The organism is Planotetraspora silvatica (assembly GCF_016863315.1).
Taxonomy (GTDB): Bacteria; Actinomycetota; Actinomycetes; order Streptosporangiales; family Streptosporangiaceae; genus Planotetraspora; species Planotetraspora silvatica.
Map to the genome: position 1 here is coordinate 233,875 of NZ_BOOQ01000003.1, position 18,039 is coordinate 251,913.

The 18,039-nt window shown below is 68.7% G+C and carries 19 protein-coding genes; 12 read left to right on the forward strand and 7 right to left on the reverse strand.

All coding sequences use genetic code 11. The features are described from left to right. Positions 1–122 precede the first annotated feature (122 nt). The 12 genes from Psi02_RS04335 to Psi02_RS04390 all read left to right on the forward strand — a co-directional run bounded on the left by Psi02_RS04335 (position 123) and on the right by Psi02_RS04390 (position 12,655). Positions 123–1,067 (forward strand): SDR family NAD(P)-dependent oxidoreductase, encoded by a 945-nt coding sequence (locus Psi02_RS04335; RefSeq protein WP_203972042.1) that lies wholly within the window; start codon positions 123–125, stop codon positions 1,065–1,067. 528 nt (positions 1,068–1,595) lie between these two features. After that, entirely contained in the window at positions 1,596–3,986 is a 2,391-nt protein-coding gene (locus Psi02_RS04340; protein WP_203972044.1) for a sensor histidine kinase, read from the forward strand. Continuing rightward, complete coding sequence (locus tag Psi02_RS04345) at positions 3,967–4,392, forward strand: roadblock/LC7 domain-containing protein (protein WP_203972046.1); 426 nt, start codon at positions 3,967–3,969, stop codon at positions 4,390–4,392. Before Psi02_RS04340 ends, Psi02_RS04345 begins: the two co-directional genes overlap by 20 nt. Continuing rightward, the gene (locus Psi02_RS04350; protein WP_203972048.1) at positions 4,389–4,739 is read left to right on the forward strand and encodes a DUF742 domain-containing protein; all 351 of its coding nucleotides are present in this window, start codon (positions 4,389–4,391) and stop codon (positions 4,737–4,739) included. Before Psi02_RS04345 ends, Psi02_RS04350 begins: the two co-directional genes overlap by 4 nt. Then, the gene (locus Psi02_RS04355; RefSeq protein WP_203972050.1) at positions 4,720–5,310 is read left to right on the forward strand and encodes a GTP-binding protein; all 591 of its coding nucleotides are present in this window, start codon (positions 4,720–4,722) and stop codon (positions 5,308–5,310) included. Before Psi02_RS04350 ends, Psi02_RS04355 begins: the two co-directional genes overlap by 20 nt. A gap of 130 nt (positions 5,311–5,440) precedes the next feature. Next, on the forward strand, positions 5,441–6,160 hold the full coding sequence (locus tag Psi02_RS04360; RefSeq protein ID WP_203972052.1) for a class I SAM-dependent methyltransferase: 720 nt from the start codon (positions 5,441–5,443) through the stop codon (positions 6,158–6,160). Between the two features lie 134 nt (positions 6,161–6,294). Then, entirely contained in the window at positions 6,295–7,950 is a 1,656-nt protein-coding gene (locus Psi02_RS04365) for an FAD-dependent oxidoreductase (RefSeq protein ID WP_239094598.1), read from the forward strand. A gap of 44 nt (positions 7,951–7,994) precedes the next feature. Next, entirely contained in the window at positions 7,995–9,221 is a 1,227-nt protein-coding gene (locus Psi02_RS04370) for a cytochrome P450 (RefSeq protein ID WP_203972054.1), read from the forward strand. A 93-nt stretch (positions 9,222–9,314) separates the two neighbouring features. Then, a complete protein-coding gene (locus Psi02_RS04375) occupies positions 9,315–10,478 on the forward strand; it encodes a sialidase family protein (protein WP_203972056.1) in 1,164 nt (387 codons plus the stop codon). Between the two features lie 214 nt (positions 10,479–10,692). Continuing rightward, positions 10,693–11,112, forward strand: coding sequence for a hypothetical protein (locus Psi02_RS04380; protein WP_203972058.1), 420 nt, complete (start codon positions 10,693–10,695; stop codon positions 11,110–11,112). 96 nt (positions 11,113–11,208) lie between these two features. Continuing rightward, positions 11,209–12,123: a GNAT family N-acetyltransferase gene (locus tag Psi02_RS04385; RefSeq protein ID WP_203972060.1), complete on the forward strand. Its 915-nt coding sequence runs from the start codon at positions 11,209–11,211 to the stop codon at positions 12,121–12,123. Between the two features lie 88 nt (positions 12,124–12,211). Continuing rightward, complete coding sequence (locus Psi02_RS04390; protein WP_203972062.1) at positions 12,212–12,655, forward strand: hypothetical protein; 444 nt, start codon at positions 12,212–12,214, stop codon at positions 12,653–12,655. An 18-nt stretch (positions 12,656–12,673) separates the two neighbouring features. Here the strand turns inward: Psi02_RS04390 and Psi02_RS04395 are convergent, their stop codons facing one another. From Psi02_RS04395 to Psi02_RS04425, 7 genes are all read right to left on the reverse strand, one after another. After that, on the reverse strand, positions 12,674–13,738 hold the full coding sequence (locus Psi02_RS04395) for a COG1361 family protein (protein WP_203972064.1): 1,065 nt from the start codon (positions 13,736–13,738) through the stop codon (positions 12,674–12,676). Between the two features lie 28 nt (positions 13,739–13,766). Beyond that, positions 13,767–14,288 carry a hypothetical protein gene (locus Psi02_RS04400; RefSeq protein ID WP_239094599.1) on the reverse strand — a complete coding sequence of 174 codons (522 nt, stop codon included), beginning with the start codon at positions 14,286–14,288 and terminating at the stop codon, positions 13,767–13,769. Positions 14,289–14,467: 179 nt separating this feature from the next. Further along, positions 14,468–15,223 (reverse strand): SDR family NAD(P)-dependent oxidoreductase, encoded by a 756-nt coding sequence (locus Psi02_RS04405; protein ID WP_308442202.1) that lies wholly within the window; start codon positions 15,221–15,223, stop codon positions 14,468–14,470. Between the two features lie 37 nt (positions 15,224–15,260). Further along, positions 15,261–15,842, reverse strand: a complete 582-nt coding sequence (locus Psi02_RS04410; protein WP_203972066.1) for a TetR/AcrR family transcriptional regulator — start codon at positions 15,840–15,842, stop codon at positions 15,261–15,263. Between the two features lie 43 nt (positions 15,843–15,885). After that, the gene (locus tag Psi02_RS04415; RefSeq protein ID WP_203972068.1) at positions 15,886–16,311 is read right to left on the reverse strand and encodes a DNA-binding protein; all 426 of its coding nucleotides are present in this window, start codon (positions 16,309–16,311) and stop codon (positions 15,886–15,888) included. Between the two features lie 62 nt (positions 16,312–16,373). Next, positions 16,374–16,823, reverse strand: coding sequence for a nucleoside 2-deoxyribosyltransferase domain-containing protein (locus Psi02_RS04420; RefSeq protein WP_203972070.1), 450 nt, complete (start codon positions 16,821–16,823; stop codon positions 16,374–16,376). A gap of 60 nt (positions 16,824–16,883) precedes the next feature. Next, entirely contained in the window at positions 16,884–17,987 is a 1,104-nt protein-coding gene (locus tag Psi02_RS04425; RefSeq protein ID WP_203972072.1) for an FG-GAP-like repeat-containing protein, read from the reverse strand. Between the last annotated feature and the right edge of the window lie 52 nt (positions 17,988–18,039).

Below are 18,039 nucleotides of genomic sequence, written 5' to 3' on the forward strand. Positions count from 1 at the left end.
GTGGTGAGCTGAACAAGACGCCATCTGGCCCTGTTTCGCGAGGTCAGGTGAGCAGTGGCCACCCGGATTCGGGCGCGTCCGCCGTCGGCCTGCGGGCCGGAGCATGACAGAGAGGCAGTCCCATGACCGAACCGACACTCATCACCACGCCGTTCACCGGCCAGTCCACCGCGGCCGAGGTGGTGGCCGGCGTGGACCTCACCGGCCGCCGTGCCATCGTGACCGGCGCCTCATCCGGCATCGGGATCGAGACCGCCAGGGCGCTCGCGGGCGCGGGGGCGGAGGTCACCCTGGCGGTGCGATCGGTAGGCACCGGTGAGGAGGTCGCCGCGGACATCAGGGCGACCACGGGAAACGAGCACATCCGGGTCGCGCCGCTGGACCTCGCCGACCAGACGTCCGTCGCGGCCTTCGTCGCCGCGTGGGACGGCCCGTTGCACATCCTCGTCAACAACGCCGGCGTGATGACGACGTCCGAGGTGCGGAGCCCGGAAGGCTGGGAATTGCAGTTCGCGACCAACCATCTCGGGCACTTCGCGCTCTCCACCGGGCTGCACCCGGCGCTCGTGGCGGCCGGGAGGGCCCGCGTCGTGTCGCTCAGCTCGGTCGGTCACCTGCGGGCCGGGGTGGACTTCGACGACATCCACTTCATGCGGCGCGCCTACGACTCCATGATCGCGTACGGCCAGTCCAAGACGGCCAACGCCCTGTTCGCGGTCGAGGCGAACAAGCGGTGGGCCGCGGACGGCATCACGGTCAACGCCGCGCACCCGGGGGCCATCCTGACGAATCTGACGCGGCACATGAGCCAGGAGGCACTCGAACAATCGAAGGCCGCCGGCTATGTGTTCAAGACGCCCCAGCAGGGCGCCGCCACATCCGCGCTGCTCGCGACCTGGCCGCCGCTCGAAGGTGTGGGCGGCCGGTACTTCGAGGACTGCAACGAGGCGCAGCCTCCTGTGCCCGGTGAACACCGGGGTGTCGCCCCGCACGCCCTCGACCCCGAGGCGGCGGCACGACTGTGGCAGGTGTCCCTCGACATGCTCGCCCCGTCATCACGCGGCTGACTCGAAATTACGGCTTCAGTCGATAACTCGCCATTCCTCGCCGAGTCCGACAGAAGTTCCTTCTATATTCCACATAATTAAGACAAGTTGCCGACGTCTCGGGCCGCTTAGGGAGTGAGCGTCCGGCTCCGTTCCCAAAGCGACCCGGGGGGTCATTAATTTGATCTTCACTGCTTTTCGCCGCACGCTCGAAGTCACGGAACGTGCCCTCCGGGGGGCCGCCCACCGCTGTACCGAGCGTGCCCGGCGGCCGGAAATATGTGTTTGACCAGCATGCCCATCACATCGGAACCGTCCGTGTTGTGACCATTCCGGCGCCACACCGTAGCGGCCGGGTGTGATGTGGTGGTTCATCACCATCAATGCCAATCGGATTCGTGTCTGTTCTTCGCATCTGTTGCTTGAAGTCCTTCTGTGCCATGGGCATAGTGGACCAACCACAGGCGTATCAGCCGTGGCACGCATCCTCGGGGGCGGAAACAGATCACGGCCGCTACGGCGCACCACGCGCGGAATTGGACATGATGGATGAGCTCGCCTCCGCCGATCCGCTCTAAGCTCCTCAGAATCCTGCTGCTGCCGCTGATTTCCATGATCGCCCTGTGGGGTTTCATCGCCTACTCGAGCGTCCAGGAGATCGTCGATGTCTCCCGTACGCAGAATCGCTGGGAGAGCATCGGGTCGCCGGTGTTGCAGTTGGTCGTGGAGCTCCAGCGGGAGCGCCAGCTCTCCGCGGAGGCGGCGGATGGCACGGCCACCGACGTTGCGCTGGCGGACCAGCGGCGGGTCACCGACAGCCGGGTGGAGCGCCTGCGCGAGGTGATCGAGTCGATCGCCCCCAAGGGAGGGGAGGCGGAGACCCCCGCGGCGGTGCGCGCCCTGGTGACGGCGGTGGACGGAGTGCAGTACCTTCGCGACTCCGCCGACGACGGCAGGCTCACCACACTCAAGGTCATCGAGGGGTACAACAGCCTGGTCGCCACCGCCAACCAGGCGTTCAGCGATCAGGACGCGTTGAGCGACGTGTCGTCCTACCGCGCGGTGCGCGGTATGTCGGCCTACAGTGCCACCGCCGAATACCTGGGCCGGGAGCACGCCGTGCTGACCAGCACGATCGTGCACCACGACATGACCCCCACCGATCGCGCCACGTTCGTGGCCGCGATGACCAGTCGCAGGCTCCTGTTCGCCAACGCCGACCGCGACATGAGTCCCGAACTGCGGGCGCACTACCAGAATCTGGTGAACAGCAACGCCTACATGCGGCTCGTGGAGGTGGAGGACAGGCTCTTCGTCTGGGACACCGACGGCGCGCCCCCGGTGGACCCCGCCGAATGGAACGGCGACACCGCCACCGTCCTCAACGCGATCAACCGGGACACCCAGCAGGAACTGGTGCGGGCCGCGGCCGAGGGAGAGGCCCAGAAGACAGGGGCGTACTGGCGGATCGGGCTGATCCTCCTCCTCGGCCTGATCGCGGTCGTCCTGTCGTTGGCGCTGTCCTACCGCTTCGGCCGGTCCATGATCTCGGAGTTGAGGCGCCTTCAGTCGTCGGCCGTGGAGCTCGCCGAGCAGCGGCTGCCGCGGCTGGTCGAGCGACTTCGCAGGGGCGACGACGTGGACCCCGCGACGGAGGCTCCCGACCTGGCCTCCGCGGGCACCGCCGAGGTCGACCGGGTCGTGCACGCGTTCTCCGCGGTGCAGCGGACCGCCGTGGAGGCGGCGGTGGGCCAGGCGACCCTCCGCAAGGGCGTCGGCCAGGTGTTCCTCAACCTCGCCAGACGCAACCAGGCGCTGCTGCACCGCCAGCTCAACCTGCTGGACACGATGGAGCGCCGGGTCGAGGAGCCGGAGACCCTGGAGGATCTCTTCAAGCTCGACCACCTGACCACCCGCATGCGGCGGCACGCGGAGAACCTGATCATCTTGTCCGACTCCGCCCCCGCACGCAGGTGGCGCGACCCCGTGCCGCTCCTCGACGTGGTGCGCGGCGCCGTGCTCGAGGTCGAGGACTACACCCGTGTCGTCGTGGCCCCCATGCCGCAGGCCCCGTTGCTCGTGGGGGCGGTGGTCACCGACGTGATCCATCTGATCGCCGAACTGGTGGAGAACGCCGCCGTATTCTCGCCGCCCGACACCACCGTTCACGTCCGCAGCAGCATCGCGGCCAACGGCTTCGCCCTGGAGGTGGAGGACCGGGGTCTCGGGCTGAGCCGGGCCACCCTTGACGATCTCAACGCGAGGCTCACCGACCCGCCGGAGTTCGACCTGGCCGACAGCGACAGGCTCGGGCTGTTCGTCGTGGCCAGGCTCGCGGCCCGGCACAACATCAAGATCGTGCTACGGCCCTCGCCGTACGACGGCACCACCGCGATCGTGCTGCTGCCGTCGAATCTGCTCGCCACTGAGGAGGCGCCTGCCGCCGAGACCGTGTCGCACCAGATGGTCCCGGCCGGGCACGCACGTCTGGGCAGGCCCCTGCGCGCGTTGAGCTCGATGCCGGAGGCCCGGTCCAGGGAGACGACCTCTGTCGCAGGGGGGCAGATGACGGCACCTACTCCAGAGCCCGCGTCGGGATGGTTCTCGGCCGACCGAGAGCCCGTTCAGAACCCGGCGCCGGTGCCTTATCCCGCGCCCGTCGTCTCTCCCGCACCCGCGCGGTGGACGGTGCCCGAGCCGGGCGGCGACGACGACCTCGACGGGCTGCCGATGCGGATACCGCAGGCCAGCCTGGCCCCCCAGCTCCGCGGCGCACGGTCGACGGAGCAGGATGATGTCTCTGCGCGATCTCCCGAAGAGCTCGCCCGGCTCATGTCGGCCATGCAGCGCGGCTGGCAGCAGGGCCGCGGCCAGGCAGAGCAAGGACAGGACGCGTGGAACAGAAAGGACGGCCACTCCGATGCCCGACCCCAGAACTGAACTGAACTGGCTGCTCGACGATCTGACCCAGCGCATCCCCGACATCCGGCATGCCATCGTGCTGTCCGCGGACGGGCTGGCCATGGGTGGCTCCAAGGAGCTGACCCGCGAGGACGCCGAGCACCTGTCCGCGATCTCCGCCGGCAGCCACAGCCTCGCACAGGGCGCCGGACGGCATTTCGGTCTCGGCGGGGTCCGGCAGACCATCATCGAGCTCGAGGGCGGCTTCCTGTTCGTGACCGCCGCGGGGCAGGGCGCCCGCCTGGCCGTACTGGCCGCCGGTGACGCCGAGCTCGGCATGGTCACCTACGAGATGGCGCTCTTGGTCAAGCGCGTCGGCGAGCACCTGTCCGCACAGCCGAGGGGGACGGCTCCGGCGCCCGCCTGGAACGGCGGGGGGTCGTGACGGGAGAGGACCCCGGGCCGCTGGTCAGGCTCTTCGGGCTGACCGGGGGCCGTGCGCGCCCGGCGGGAGAGACCTTCGACCTGGTGGCCATCGTCACGACCGTCAGCACGCCGGTCCAGCCGGCGGAGCTCATCCCCGAGCATTTCGCCGTCCTGACGTTGTGCCGCATGCCCACGCCAGTGGCGGACGTCGCGGCGCATCTGAAGCTGCCGCTCAACATCACCCGCGTGATCCTCGGCGACCTGCGGCGCGAAGGCCTCGTGACCATCGACCGGCCGCGGCCGGCGGCGCAGACGATCGACGAACGCATCTACAGGGAAGTGCTGCATGGGCTACGCAGCCTCTGAGCCGGACACGACCGAGGCCGCCTCGGCGCTGGCCATCAAGATCCTCATCGCCGGCGGATTCGGAGTCGGCAAGACGACCATGGTCGGCACGATCAGTGAGATCCGGCCGCTGCACACCGAGGAGTTGCTCAGCGAACGAGGCGTCGGCGTCGACGACATCTCCGGCGTGGAGTCCAAGATCACCACGACCGTCGCGCTGGACTTCGGGCGCATCACCATCCGCGAAGGCTTGTGGCTCTACCTGTTCGGCACGCCCGGCCAGGACCGGTTCTGGTTCATGTGGGACGAACTGGCCGTCGGCGCGCTCGGGGCCGTCGTGCTGGCCGACACCCGCCGCCTGCAGGAGTGCTTCCCCGCCGTGGACTACTTCGAGCAGCGCGGGATCCCCTTCGTCGTCGCCGTCAACTGCTTCGACGGAGCCAGGCGCCACGACCCCGACAAGGTACGGCGGGCGCTGGGGCTGGGAGGGGTCGCCCCCATCGTGCTCTGCGACGTACGCGACCGCGAGTCGGTCAAGGACGTGCTGACCACACTGATCACGTACGCGGTGGAGGGCGTGTCCAAGGACTGAGGACGGCGAGCCGCCATCGGCGATTTGTCCGGTCCCGCCGTGAGGTCGCCCATCAGGGGATGCCTATCATCGCTGGGTGGCCTCGGAAGAGCTTCATCTCGATCGTCGGAGGGCTGGGTCCTTCGGCTCCGTGGCGGACCAGTATGACCGCTATCGTCCGGCATGCCCCGATGCCTTGATCGAGGACTTCGTGGCGTTGCGACCGGAACAGGTGCTCGACGTCGCCTGTGGCACCGGCAAGGTGGCCGTTCCCCTCGCGAAGCATGGTCTGTCCGTGCTCGGCGTCGAAATGGACGAGCGGATGGCGGACGTGGCCCGTGGCCACGGCATTCCGGTGGAGATCGCGCCATTCGAGACCTGGGACGACGCCGGACGGCGATTCGACCTGATCACATGTGGGAGCGCGTGGCACTGGATCGATCCCGCCCTGGGCGTCCCCAAGGCCGCCAAGGTGCTGCGACCGGGCGGCGTGATCGCGCGGTTCTGGAGCTACCACCTGTTGGAAGAGCAGGTGCTCACCGCGTTCGACGCGATCTACCGCCAGTACGCGCCGGATGCGCAGGTGCACGGGCGCAACGCCGTGAAGAGCCCCCCGGTGGACCCGTTCGAGGCGAGCGACGCGTTCTCCTCGGTCGAGACGAGAAAGTACCGCTGGGAGGACGCGTTCAGCGCCGATGAGTGGGTGGGGCTGGTGGCGACGTACAGCGATCACCAGCGCCTCGGGCCCGAACGGCTCACCGTGCTTCAGCATGCGCTGCACGCCGCGATCGAGAACCTCGGCGGGGCCGTACGGTCGCATGGCGAGACCCATGTCCTGCTGGCCCGCCGCGCCTCCCCCTCCGGGCAGTGAACCGACGGGTTGCTAGCCTCGAACTAGGCATTAAGGCACGATTCCGGCGCCCCTGATGGGTGATCTGCGACGTCCGTCCGCGGGTGCACGGCCGGGCTGCCGCCCGGTCGTCCCTCTGGAGGGGACGGTCCAGCATGAGAGTCGTCGTCGACCTCACGCGTTGCCAGGGGTACGGGCAGTGCGCCTTTCTCGCGCCCGGCGTCTTCCGGATGAGCCGCGCGGAAGCACTGATGTACGAACTGCACGCGGACGACGAGGAGCGTGACCAGGTCCTGCGGGCGGTCGCGGCCTGCCCGGTCCAGGCCATAGTGGTCGACCAGGTGGGAACGCTGGGGCGGCCGAAGAAGGCCGACACCGCGCGGGCCGGTGGAACCCCCGGGGACGGCGCTCCGGCTCAGGACGTTCGGACTCGAGGCCCGAGGTCGTCCGAGCGGGTCCGTCGCGTCGTCATCGTCGGCGCCTCGCTCGCCGGCCTGCGGGCCGCGGCCACCCTGCGCAGGGAAGGGTTCGACGGGTCGCTGACCTTGATCGGGGACGAGCCGTGCGAGCCCTACGATCGGCCGCCGTTGTCGAAGCAGGTCCTGAGCGGGCAGATCACCGCAGGCCACACCATGTTGCCCCGCCGCGGTGATCTCGACGCGGAGTGGTTGCGGGGCAAGCCGGCGACGGGGCTCGACCTGGCCGCCAAACAGGTGCACCTGTCCGACGGCGGGCACGTCGGCTTCGACCGTCTGCTGATCGCCACGGGGGCGCGAGCCCGGCCCTGGCCGAACGCGGCGGAGGGCGCTTTGGACGGGGTGTTCGTGTTGCGCACCCGTGAGGACGCGGCCCGCCTGCACGAGCGACTGGCGGCCGGGCCGAGCCGGGTGCTGGTGATCGGCGCCGGTTTCACCGGGTCGGAGATCGCTTCCGCCTGCCGGGACCTCGGCCTGGAGGTCACCGTCGTCGAGCGCGGATCCGCACCGCTCGTCGGGGCGCTGGGCGGGGTGATCGGCGGCATCGCGGCCGAGATGCAGCGCGAGCACGGCGTCGATCTGCGCTGCGGCCTCACGGTCACGGCGCTCGAAGGCGACGGCGACGGACGCCTGCGCTGCGCGCACCTGTCCGATGGCAGCGTGGTCGACGTCCAGGTGGCGGTGGCCGCGCTCGGCGCGGAACGCAACGTCGAGTGGCTGGAGGGTTCGGGTCTCGCCGCCGGAGTGTGGGGGGTGTCCTGCGACGCGGGATGCCGCGCCTTCGACGTCAACGGGGTGGTGTCCGACGACATCTTCGTGGCCGGTGACGTGGCACGTTTCCCCCATCCCGTGTACGGCTACCAGTTCCTGGCACTCGAACACTGGGGGAACGCGGTCACCCAGGCGCAGGTGGCGGCGCACAACATGATCAGCTCTGCGGCCGGCCGCTGGCCCCACCTGTCGCTCCCCGTCTTCTGGTCCGCCCAGTTCGGCACCAACATCAAGTCCGTCGGTGTGCCGACCTTCGCCGACGAGGTCGCCATCACGCAGGGCTCCGTCGAGGACCGCCGTTTCGTCGCCGCGTACGGCTATCGCGGCCGCATCACCGCCGCGGTCGCCTTCGATCAGGCGATGTGGCTGGAGTTCTACCAGGACCTGATCGAGCAGGCCGCGCCGTTCCCGCCCGCCTTCGACATGGTCGGCGGGCCGGAGGAGATGCGGGTCGTCCCGGCGGAGGCCCCGGATCGGGTCTCCGCCTTCCAGGGGGCCACGGTCGTGGTGACCGGCCACAACCCGGACGAGCGGCGCGCCACCCTGGTCCACCGGAATCACTGATCGCGGCCGTCGCCAAGGAGCGCGCACGTCAAGGAGATGAGGTCATGGAGGACGGCACCGTCTTTGAACAGATCCTCGACTACTCCAACCGCGCCGACCCTTATCCCCTGTTCGCGGAGCTCCGCAAGACTCCGGTGGAACGGCAACAGGACGGCAGCTACGTGGTCAGCACCTATCGGGAGATCGTCGCGCTGCTGCACGACCCCCGTGTGAGCTCTGACCCTCGGGACACTCCGGAGCCGACGATGGTGGGCCCGGCACCGGGTGAGGAGACCCCGGAACTGCCCCCGGCCTTCATCCGGCTCAACCCACCAGACCACGACAGGCTCCGATCGGTCGCCATGCGGCATTTCGGGCCTCCCGACGCTCCTGGCCGGATCACCGGCATGGCGCCGAGGATGTCCGAGATCATCACCGGGCTGATCGACGGCTTCGCCGGCCGGACTCAGGCCGACATCGTCAACGACTTCGCCTACCCCCTTCCCGTCACCGTGATCTGCGAGCTGCTGGGGGTCCCCCGCGAAGACGACAGGCACTTCCATCAGTGGTCCCGGACGATCATCGAGGCCAATGACCAGACGACCGGTCCGCTGGACGAGCGGCGCCGACGGCGGGTGGCCGCGACGGCCGAGCTGAGCCGCTATCTGCAGGGACTGGTGGACGTCCATCGCCGGAATCCGGGAGACGACCTGCTCTCCGACCTCGCCACGGACGAGGAGATGCCGCCGGGCGACCTGCTGAGCACGGCCGCGCTCCTGCTCGTCGCCGGTCACGAGACCACCGTCAACCTCATCTCCAACGGTGTCCTCCTGCTGCTGCGCCACCCCCATCTGCTGGAGCGGCTGCGCGGTGAGCCCGGGCTGGCCGCCGGTCTGGTCGAAGAGCTGTTGCGCTACGACCCGCCGGTTCAGGCACTGGGCACGGGACGGAACGTGCTGGCCGACATCGACATCGCCGGGACCACGATTCCCAAGGGCGCCGTGGTCACTCTGGTTCTGGCCGCGGGCAGCCGTGACCCCGACCGTTTCGACGACCCGGACCACTTCGACCCCGAGCGGACGGACAACCAGCATCTCGGCTTCGGCGGCGGCATCCACTACTGCTTCGGCGCCCCACTGGCCCGGCTGGAGACGCAACTCGCGTTGACCGCGCTCGCTCGCCGGCTGGTCAATCCCCGGCTCGTCGCCGATCCGCCTCCCTATCGGCAGCACCCGTTCCTGCGCGGGCCCCGCCATCTCTTCGTCGAGTTCGACGACATCGCCCCAGCCTGAGAACGGAGCGTCTCCGTCCAACGGCCACGGACGCTGACAAGACGGTGGGGGATTTGCGGGACGAGAACGCCGAGCATGGGGTTCTCTGACCAGATGCGAACGGTAATCATGCGCTCACTCAGCGCGTCCGTGCTTGTTGCGGCGCCACTCATCACCGTAACCGGGGAGACCAGGTCATCGACCGCCATCACGAGTGTCGTCTGGCAGGCCGGGGTCGGCGGCTACGACACCTACCGCATCCCGTCCATCGTCTACAGCAACGGCGTCCTGGTCGCGCTCGCCGAAGGCCGGCACACCTCGGCCGCCGACAGCGGGAACATCGATATCGTCGCCAAACGCTCCACCGACGGCGGAGCGACCTGGGGTGCGCAGAGCGTCGTCACCTCCCAGGGAGCCGACACGGCGGGCAACCCCACCGCGGTGGTCGACCCCGCCTCGGGTGACATCGTGCTGCTGTCGTGCCGCAACGCCGCCGCGTCGACCGAGGCGCAGATCATGCAAGGCAAGGCCGCCGCCCGGCGCGTCTATGTCCAACGGTCGACGAACGACGGGGCATCCTGGTCTGCGCCGGTCGAGATCACCGACGACGTGCGGCCGACGGGATGGCGGTGGTACGCCACCGGGCCTGGGCACGGCGTCGCCAAGACCAAGGGCACCAACGTCGGCCGACTGGTCATCCCCGCGAACCACTCCAAGCCGCCAACTGGCACCGACCTGGGATCCGAGGCCAAGTACTACGGCGGGCACCTCCTGTACTCCGACGATGGCGGCCACACCTGGTCGGTCGGTGCCCAAAGCTCCAACCCGAACGGCGGACTCAATGAAAACGAGTCGACCATCACCGAGCTCGCCGACAGCCGCCTGTATGTAAACGCGCGCAACCAGAACGGATCGCTCCCGATCAGCCGGGTCGACGGCTATAGCGCGAACGGGCAAACCCTGGAGAAGCCGTACCGGCCGCAGGCCACCATCACCAGCCCCATCGTGGAGGGCAGCGTCATCGCTCTCACTGACGGACGTCTCCTCTACTCCGGCCCGGTCCACCCGACGGAGCGTGCCGGGATGACGATTCGCGTCAGCGACGACAACGGCCGCACCTGGACGATCGGCTACCCGGTTTCCGGTCTCCCCGCGGCGTACTCGGACTTGGTCCAGATGGACGACGCGACGATCGGGCTGCTGTACGAGACCGGCGACTGGAACGCCAATGCCACCGTCACATTTGCGCGGATCCCGCTCGCAGAGATCGAAGGCTAGGACGCAGCGTGATTGTCCTCCACGAACTGGCCGATCGTCGTCTGGTACCCGAGCGCGCGCGGTCACGGCGTGGGAGGACTCGTGCAGGAGGACCTCAAGGGGCTGTGCGATCCATTCGCGCCGTATGGGGCATTCCCTTGGGGGAATTGTCGGTCGCTGTTCGCTTCCCGCAAGGTTTGTCGGGTAAGCGGATTTATCAGCCGAGGAGAAGCGAATGACCGATATCGATCCCCAGGACCTTGCCGCCCGTTACGTCGCCCTCTGGAATGAGCCGGACCCGGACCTGCGGCGCGAAGCCATCCATGAACTCTGGGCAGAGGGGGGCGCCCACATCCTTCACCCACCCCAGGAGATCCGGAAGATCGCCGCAGAGCTGGGCTTCGACTCCTCGACCCTCGAAGCCCGCGGACACGAAAGGATCGAGGTCCGGGTGAGTCGTAGTCATGAGCGGTTCGTCGCGTCCGGCCAGGTGAGTTTCCGGCCGCAGGACAACGCCGTCCTGCTCCACGACATCGTCAGGTTCAACTGGGACACGGTGCCCGCCGGCGGCGGTGAGGCGGTGGGCGGCGGCCTGGAGATCCTCGTGCTCGACGAGAACGGCCGCATCGCCGTCGACTACATGTTCCCCGGCTGACGGCTCCGCGCGGCGTACGAAGAGGACGTTCCGCCTGAGTGGATAACCATGTGCGGCCCGGCGTCCGGATGCACTACACAGGCCACCATGATGAGGATGCGCTCCTACACGGACGCGGACATGCCGCGGCTCCAGGAGACCGTCGCGGCATGGATCGCCGAGGCGGGCCGATGCGGATACGACCACATCGGCGAACTTCCGCATCGCATCTACGAGAACCTGCGTGGCCGCCGTCCTGTCGGAGACCTCGTCCACATCTGGGAGGACGCGTCCGGGGTCGCCGGGCTCGCCGTCAATCTGCGCTTCGGTTGCGCCTTCGACGTGTTCACCTCGCCCGCGCTCCGGGGCACGCCCGCGGAGTACGAGATGGTGCGCGCCGCCTACGAGACGACGGCCCGGCACATGGCCGAGGACGAAACGTACGTGCTGACCGACCTCTTCGACTGCGACACGACGAGAATCGACCTGCTCGTACGGCTCGGCTTCGAGCATTTCCGGACGTGGGACGACGTCGACGAACGCGACCTCGGGGACGCGATCACGGTCTCGGGTGTTCCCGACGGATTCGTCCTGCGCCGCGCCCGGCCAGGCGACGCCGACGGCCTCGCGAGGGCACGCAACCATGCGTTCCAGGACGACTGGACCGGAGAGCGGTATCGGACGGAGGTCATGCGGAAGCCGGGCTACGACCCGGATCGGGAGATCGTCGTCGAAGCTCCCGACGGGACGATCGCGGCGTTCACCGTGTACTGGACGGATGACCGCAACAAGATCGGGCACTTCGAGCCGGTCGGGACGCACCGCGACTTCCAGCGCCGGGGCCTCGCGCGCGCGGTGATGTCCCACGCGATGGTGTGCATGCGCGATCTGGGGATGACGACGGTGACCGTGAACCACGACGCCGAGAACCTGGCCGCGCGCATGTTGTACGCGTCCCTCGGCTTCGAGAAGAAGCATGAGACGTACGGATTCCGGCGAGTCAGACCCGCGAAGAATGCCTCACGCCCCTGATGTCGCGTGTGCAGGACATGTGCAGATGGCGTCAAAAGACGGCACGAGCTGGCCTGATGCGACATAGCGGTCGATACCGTTGCCCATCATGCTTGAGGCCTTGTTCTTCTTTCTCGTGATCCTCCCGCTCTTGTCGCCGGTGTTGCTCATCGTGGCCGCCGGGCTGGTCGTGCACACCGTCGTCGTCACCACACGGGGCCGGCGGCCGCGGACGGGGGCCCTGTGGGCCAGGCTCACGGTGATCTCGCTGTGCGTCGGCCTGGCGGCGTACGGAATCGGGCTGTGGGAAGGCAGCCTCATGTGGATGTCCCAACCCGAAGACCTGTGTCAGATGTCCGGATTGTCATACTCCGGCTCGTACGGGTCGGAGAGCTTGTGGCCGCTGCACAATCACACCTGCGCGTCCGGGGGAGTGCCGGTGGACATGGTGCCCGCATACGTCAATCCCGTCCTCTACGCGGCGATCGGCCTGTTCGTGGTGGGTGTGGCCGGGGTGATCGTCTCCCGGCTCCGGCGGCGTCAGGCCGTCTGATCGTCCGGTCGAGGCTCATCAGGGCAGACGAGATCGGCGCTTGCGCGCCCGTACGAACCCGAACACCACCAGCGACACGAAGGCGCCGGCCGCGACCAGGATCATGATCTTCCGGGCGGTCTCCGCCGTGACGGCGAACGGTCCCGAGGTGCCGGTGGACTCGGGGAACGTGATGGTCGAGTTCGCGACCCGCTCGACCAGTCCGCTCCTCAGCTTGACCCGGGCGAGCCACGGGCCGTTCGGCACCGCCCTGGTGAGGATCACGGTCACGGCGCCGCTGTCACCGGGCGCGAGCGTCGTACCATTCCTGACCTGGAACGGCCCCGCGGTGAGCACCCCGTCGATCTCAATGAGGCTGAGGGTGCCACTGAGGTCGAGAGCTCGTCCACCCGTGTTGTGCAACTGCGCGTAGACCACCTGCCGGCCGGTCGGTGTGCGCTCCGCGGTGAGCGAGTCGATGGTGAAGTCCGTCGGCGGCGGGTTGCCCGGTCCCACGGACAGATAGATCCGGACGCCGACCCTGCGGACCTGCAGGACGCCGCTCTTGCCGGCGGCAGGAGAAGCGGTCTCCGCCCAGACCACCGCGTAGCGTTCGCCGGGAGCCGCGTCCCTGGGAACCCCGATCCGCACGGTGACCATCTGGGACGTGTGCGGTGCCAGGTCGAGTTGCCGCACGCTGGTGGAGGTCCACGTGGACAGCTCGTTCGCGCTGTGCCCGGCCATGAACCGGAACCCTTGGTTGGAGACGGTCGCCCCGCTCGCGTAGACGGCCAGGTGCCGGGAGGAGTCGCTGAAGTTGGAGATCAGGACCCGCCGATGGATGACCATGCCGGGCGGCAGGTGGTCGACGATGTACATGTGCGCCCGCGGGTCCCTGCGGCTCTGGACGGGCGCGTCGACCAGCCTGATGCCGATCCCCTGAGGCTTGGGACGCGGCGCGGGAGTCGAGGTCGCGAGCGGCGCTTCGCCGGAAGGGGTGAGCGCGGCACCGGGTGAGACGAGCACGGTGGCGGCGAAGGCGCCACCGGCCGGGGCGAGCGCCCCGGCCAGTAGCGTTCCCAGCGTTATGAGAAGACGGAACATTCTCGGCGGTGTTCTCGGGGTCGGTGGTTCAGGCGACCGAGTGGGTGATCGTGCCGGTGTAGGTGCCGGCGACGGCCGCGGCCGGGATCGCCACGGAGACCGTCGGATTCCACGAGGCCGAGTTGTTGCTGACGCCCAACGTCGCGGTGAAGGCCGTTCGCGGCGTGCCGAGTGTGCCGGCCGTACCCGGGGTGAAGGTCGCCAGACCGCTGGTGGCGGTGGCCGTTCCCGGGCTGTAGTTCACCGCGGTGTTCGCGATGGTCTCCGCCGGAGTGCCGCCGCCCGTGGTGAAGGCGGTCGACGAGACCGTGGCGGTCCAGGTCGCGACGAGCAGACCACGTGTGTCCGTGACCGTGACCGTGCCGAGTTGCGCCGAGACGCTGGTGGCGCCGGATGCCACGGTGCCGAGGTTCGCGGTCGGCGGGGCCGTGATGGTGAGGGCGCCCGCGGTGATCGTGAACGTGGTGATGGTGTCGGCCGCGGAGACCGGCGACGCGATCGCGACGACGAGGCCGGCCCCCGCCGCGAGAGCGAGTAGTGATTTACGCAACAGAAACCCCTGACGACAGGTGGAAGCCGGGAACGCCCGAGAGCCGGCTTGAGATGATCAAGTCGACCTGCAAGCTAACACTCTGTGTAGACGGTCGATAACACTTCGTGGTCAACCGTGGCTAAAGGTCGCCCATCGTCGCGGAATAGCCTGATTTCGCGTGATGGCGCCGGGTGTGCTCAGGCGGCGGATCCCCCGTCGACGACCAGGTCGTGGCCGACGGCGAAGCCCGCGTCGTCCGAAGCCAGCCACAGGATGGTGGCGGTGATCTCGTCGAGGGTGCCCACCCGCCCGATCGGCAGTTGTTCCTTCAGTCGTGCGGTCCGGTCGGCCACGCTCTCGCCGGGACGCATGGACATCGGCGTGTCGTGCGGCCCGGGGCTGACCACGTTGATCCGGATGTCCTCGCGGATGTACTCCAGCGCGGCCGTGCGGCTCAGGACCGCGACCGCCGCCTTGGCCGCGCCGTACGCGCCGAGGCCGGGGACCCGCCGGTGCGCGCCGATCTGGGAGGCCACGTTGACGATCACTCCCGCGCCCGTACGGCGCATGGCGGCGATCTCGTGCTTCATGGACAGGAAGACGCCGGTGACGTTGCCGTCGAGTGTGCGCGTCCAGTCGTCCTCGTCGATGTCGGCGACCTTGGCCGCGGTGAAGACTCCGGCGTTGTTGACCGCGATGTCGAGCCTGCCGTGCCGCCGCACGACCTCGCCGACCATCCGGGCCGCGTCGCCTGACCGGGTCAGGTCGGCGGTGATCGCCGTGGCGTGCCCGCCCGCGGCCTCGACGAGCTTCACGGTGTCGTCCAGCGGTGCCGCGCGCCGCCCTGTGACTGTGACCAGGGCCCCTTCCCGGGCGAAGCCGAGGGCGACCGCCCGGCCGATGCCCGAGCCTCCTCCGGTGACCAGGACCACCTTGCCGGCGAACTTCATCATGTTCCTTTCGAGATCGATCGTTCCCGATATCGGGCGGTCAGCGGAGGACGGTGAGAGCCTGGGCGGCCGCCTCGCGCAGGCGCTTCGCGTCAGAGGAGCCCTTGCTCACCAGTCGCAGCCCCTGGAGGAAGACGAGCAGGAACCGGGCGAGCGCCCGTGGATCCCGATCGGCGGGCAGGTCGCCCTCGCCTCGAGCCCTGATCAGCGCCGATGTCAGCGCCGCTTCCAGTGCGCTCCAGTTGGTGTCGAGCAGGCGCGAGACCTCGGGGTCCCCGGGAAGCATCTCCGCCGCCGCGTTCACGATCATGCAACCGCGCCGCCGTGTGTCGGCGATGGCGTCGGTGGCGTAGAACTCGACCAGGGCCCGTACGGCCGGCAGCGCGGGGCCCGGCTGCGAGAGGATCTCGATGGGGGACGGGTTCCTGGTCTCCAGGTAGCGCTCGAGTGCCTTCAGATACAGGTCGCGCTTGTTGCCGAAGGTCGAGTACAGGCTGGCGCGCGCTATCCCCAGTTCTTCCACCAGGTCGGCCATGGACGTCGCCTCGTAGCCCCGCTCCCAGAACAGGTCGAGTGCGGCCTGCAGCGCCACGTCTGGATCGAACTCTTTCGTCCTCGCCATGCTCGCACCGTATCAAGAACGAACGGTCTAATAAAGTGCGGGGTCAGTCGGTTCCGGCGCGCCCGGCCAGCCGCTCGTACCGCTGCCTGGCGGCCTGCGCGGTGCCGAGCCCGAGACCGAACGCGATCTCCTGCCAGGTGAGCCCGCGGCCTCGTGCCATGAGAAGGAGCGCTGTCTCCAACTGGTCCATCTCGCCGCGTGCCAGCGGAACGAGAGTCAGGGCGGCGGTGATGTCGGCGGTGTCCACCTCCGGCTCCGTCTCCTCGCGCTGGGCGGTTCCGCTCGCGAGCAGCGACACGAGCCTGATGGCCTCGTGTGGCCCGAGGACCTGGGGGTGGACCTGCCGGGAACGCTGCTCATCCGTGGCCGCGTGCCGCTCGGCGATGCGGGCGAGGGCGGCGTGCACGCGATGCGCGCGAACCTGGTCCGGATTCGGCGGTGTGAAGGGATCGATCGACTCGGACGTCATGGAGCCAATATGCCGCTCCATACGACTCGTTGTCAACACTTCGTTTTAAACGAAATGTTCAATCAGGTCTGTTTGAGTACCGCCCGCGCGGCCTGCGACGTGGCGTTCAGGGTCGTGTGCACGACGAGGCCCGGCCGTACGTGTGAGAGTTGAACCTCCACGTCCAGGCGGCGGATGTAGGCGGGGTCGGCGCCGACCACGATCGGCTTCGAGCGGCCCGCCCACATGCCGAGCTCGTACAGCGCGATCGGCTGCACGGAGCGGCTGCCGGGAAACCAGAACAGGACCATGTCGCAGGCCGCGAGATGCCGGTACTCCCAGCCGATCTGCTCGGCCGCCGCCTCCGGAGAGTCCTCGAACGCGGCGCGACGGGGGTTGAGGACGGCGACCGGGAGGTCCGCCAGCCCGGCCGCGACCTCGGCCTGCCAGTCCGGGCAGTCCGTGATGCCGCCCGCGAGGAAGACGCTGCGCATCCGGCCGTCGAATTCCTCGGGAGCCTCGACATGGATCACGTGTTCGTCCTCTCCACGATGCGGACGACTCCGGTATGCGCGGCCGGCCACGCGACCTGGTCACGCGGTCGGCCGGACGAACGGGTCAGAAGACGAATTCGCTGGGCTCGATGCCCTTGTTGACGACCCCCAGGCGGAGCTCTGCTTGAGGGTGCCCTTGGTGGTGCCCAGGTAGAGACGCAGGTCGTTGTTGCCCGACGTGTAGAGGTCGTTCCTGCGGTCGCCGTTGACGTCTCCGATGGCGAACAGGCGCCAGGTCTTGGAGAACCTGTGGCCGACGATGCGGCGGGCGGCGAACACGCCCTTGCCGGTACGCGGGTAGAGCCAGAGGTCGCCCTTGGTGTCGCGGGCCACGAGGTCGTTCTTCGTGTCGCCCGTGAGGTCTCCGGCAGCCGAGATGAGGCTCATCTTGTTCCAGCCGTGCGCGAGCAGTCGGCGGGGGGCCAGGCGTTGAGCCGTGTTGTGGGGATAGAGCCACAGGTCGCCCTTCTTGTCACGGGCGATGATGTCCTCGCGGCCGTCGCCGGTGTAGTCCCCGTGCCTGGCCAGCGCCGTCATGCTGTTCCAGCCGACGCCGAGGTCGATCGGTTTGGTGCCGTCGCCGGGGAGCACCCACAAGCGACCCTGGACGGACCGCATCAGGATCTGACTCTGGCCGTTCCCCATGAAGGAGCCGAACGGCTTCGGCGTGCCGGCCGGATCGTCCGCCGGCCGGATCCAGTCCACGTACTGCACACGTGATGTGCACTCGTGCCAGGTGGGTGCGAGGTTGAGCGAACCCGCGTGGTTGCGCCACGGGGAGGCGATGCGGCCCGTCAAGTTGATGCCCCAGGAGTCCCAGGAATCCATCCCGAAGCTGGTGCGACCGCCCGCCGCGGTGTAGTCCTTGCCGCCGAAAATGCAGGCATTGCCCGCGGTCCGGTTGGTCAGGGAGGCCGCGTGTCTGCCGGCGACGCCCAGGTCGCGCTGGTCCGTACGGAACTTCCAGACGGCGCCCTTGCCGTCCAGGCCGCTGAAGAGGCAGAAGTAGCCCTTCTGGCAGCGGTCGTAGCCGGACGGAGAGGCGTCGGCCGAACCGGCCATGGTCGCGCCCGCGGCGACGACCAAGGCCATGACGGTGGAGGCGGCGCGCACCACACGTGCGCGTTTCGTTCGGAGAGCCAAGATCGTTCCATTCCCCGGTTGATCCATCCGGCGACACAGCCGCCGGATGGGT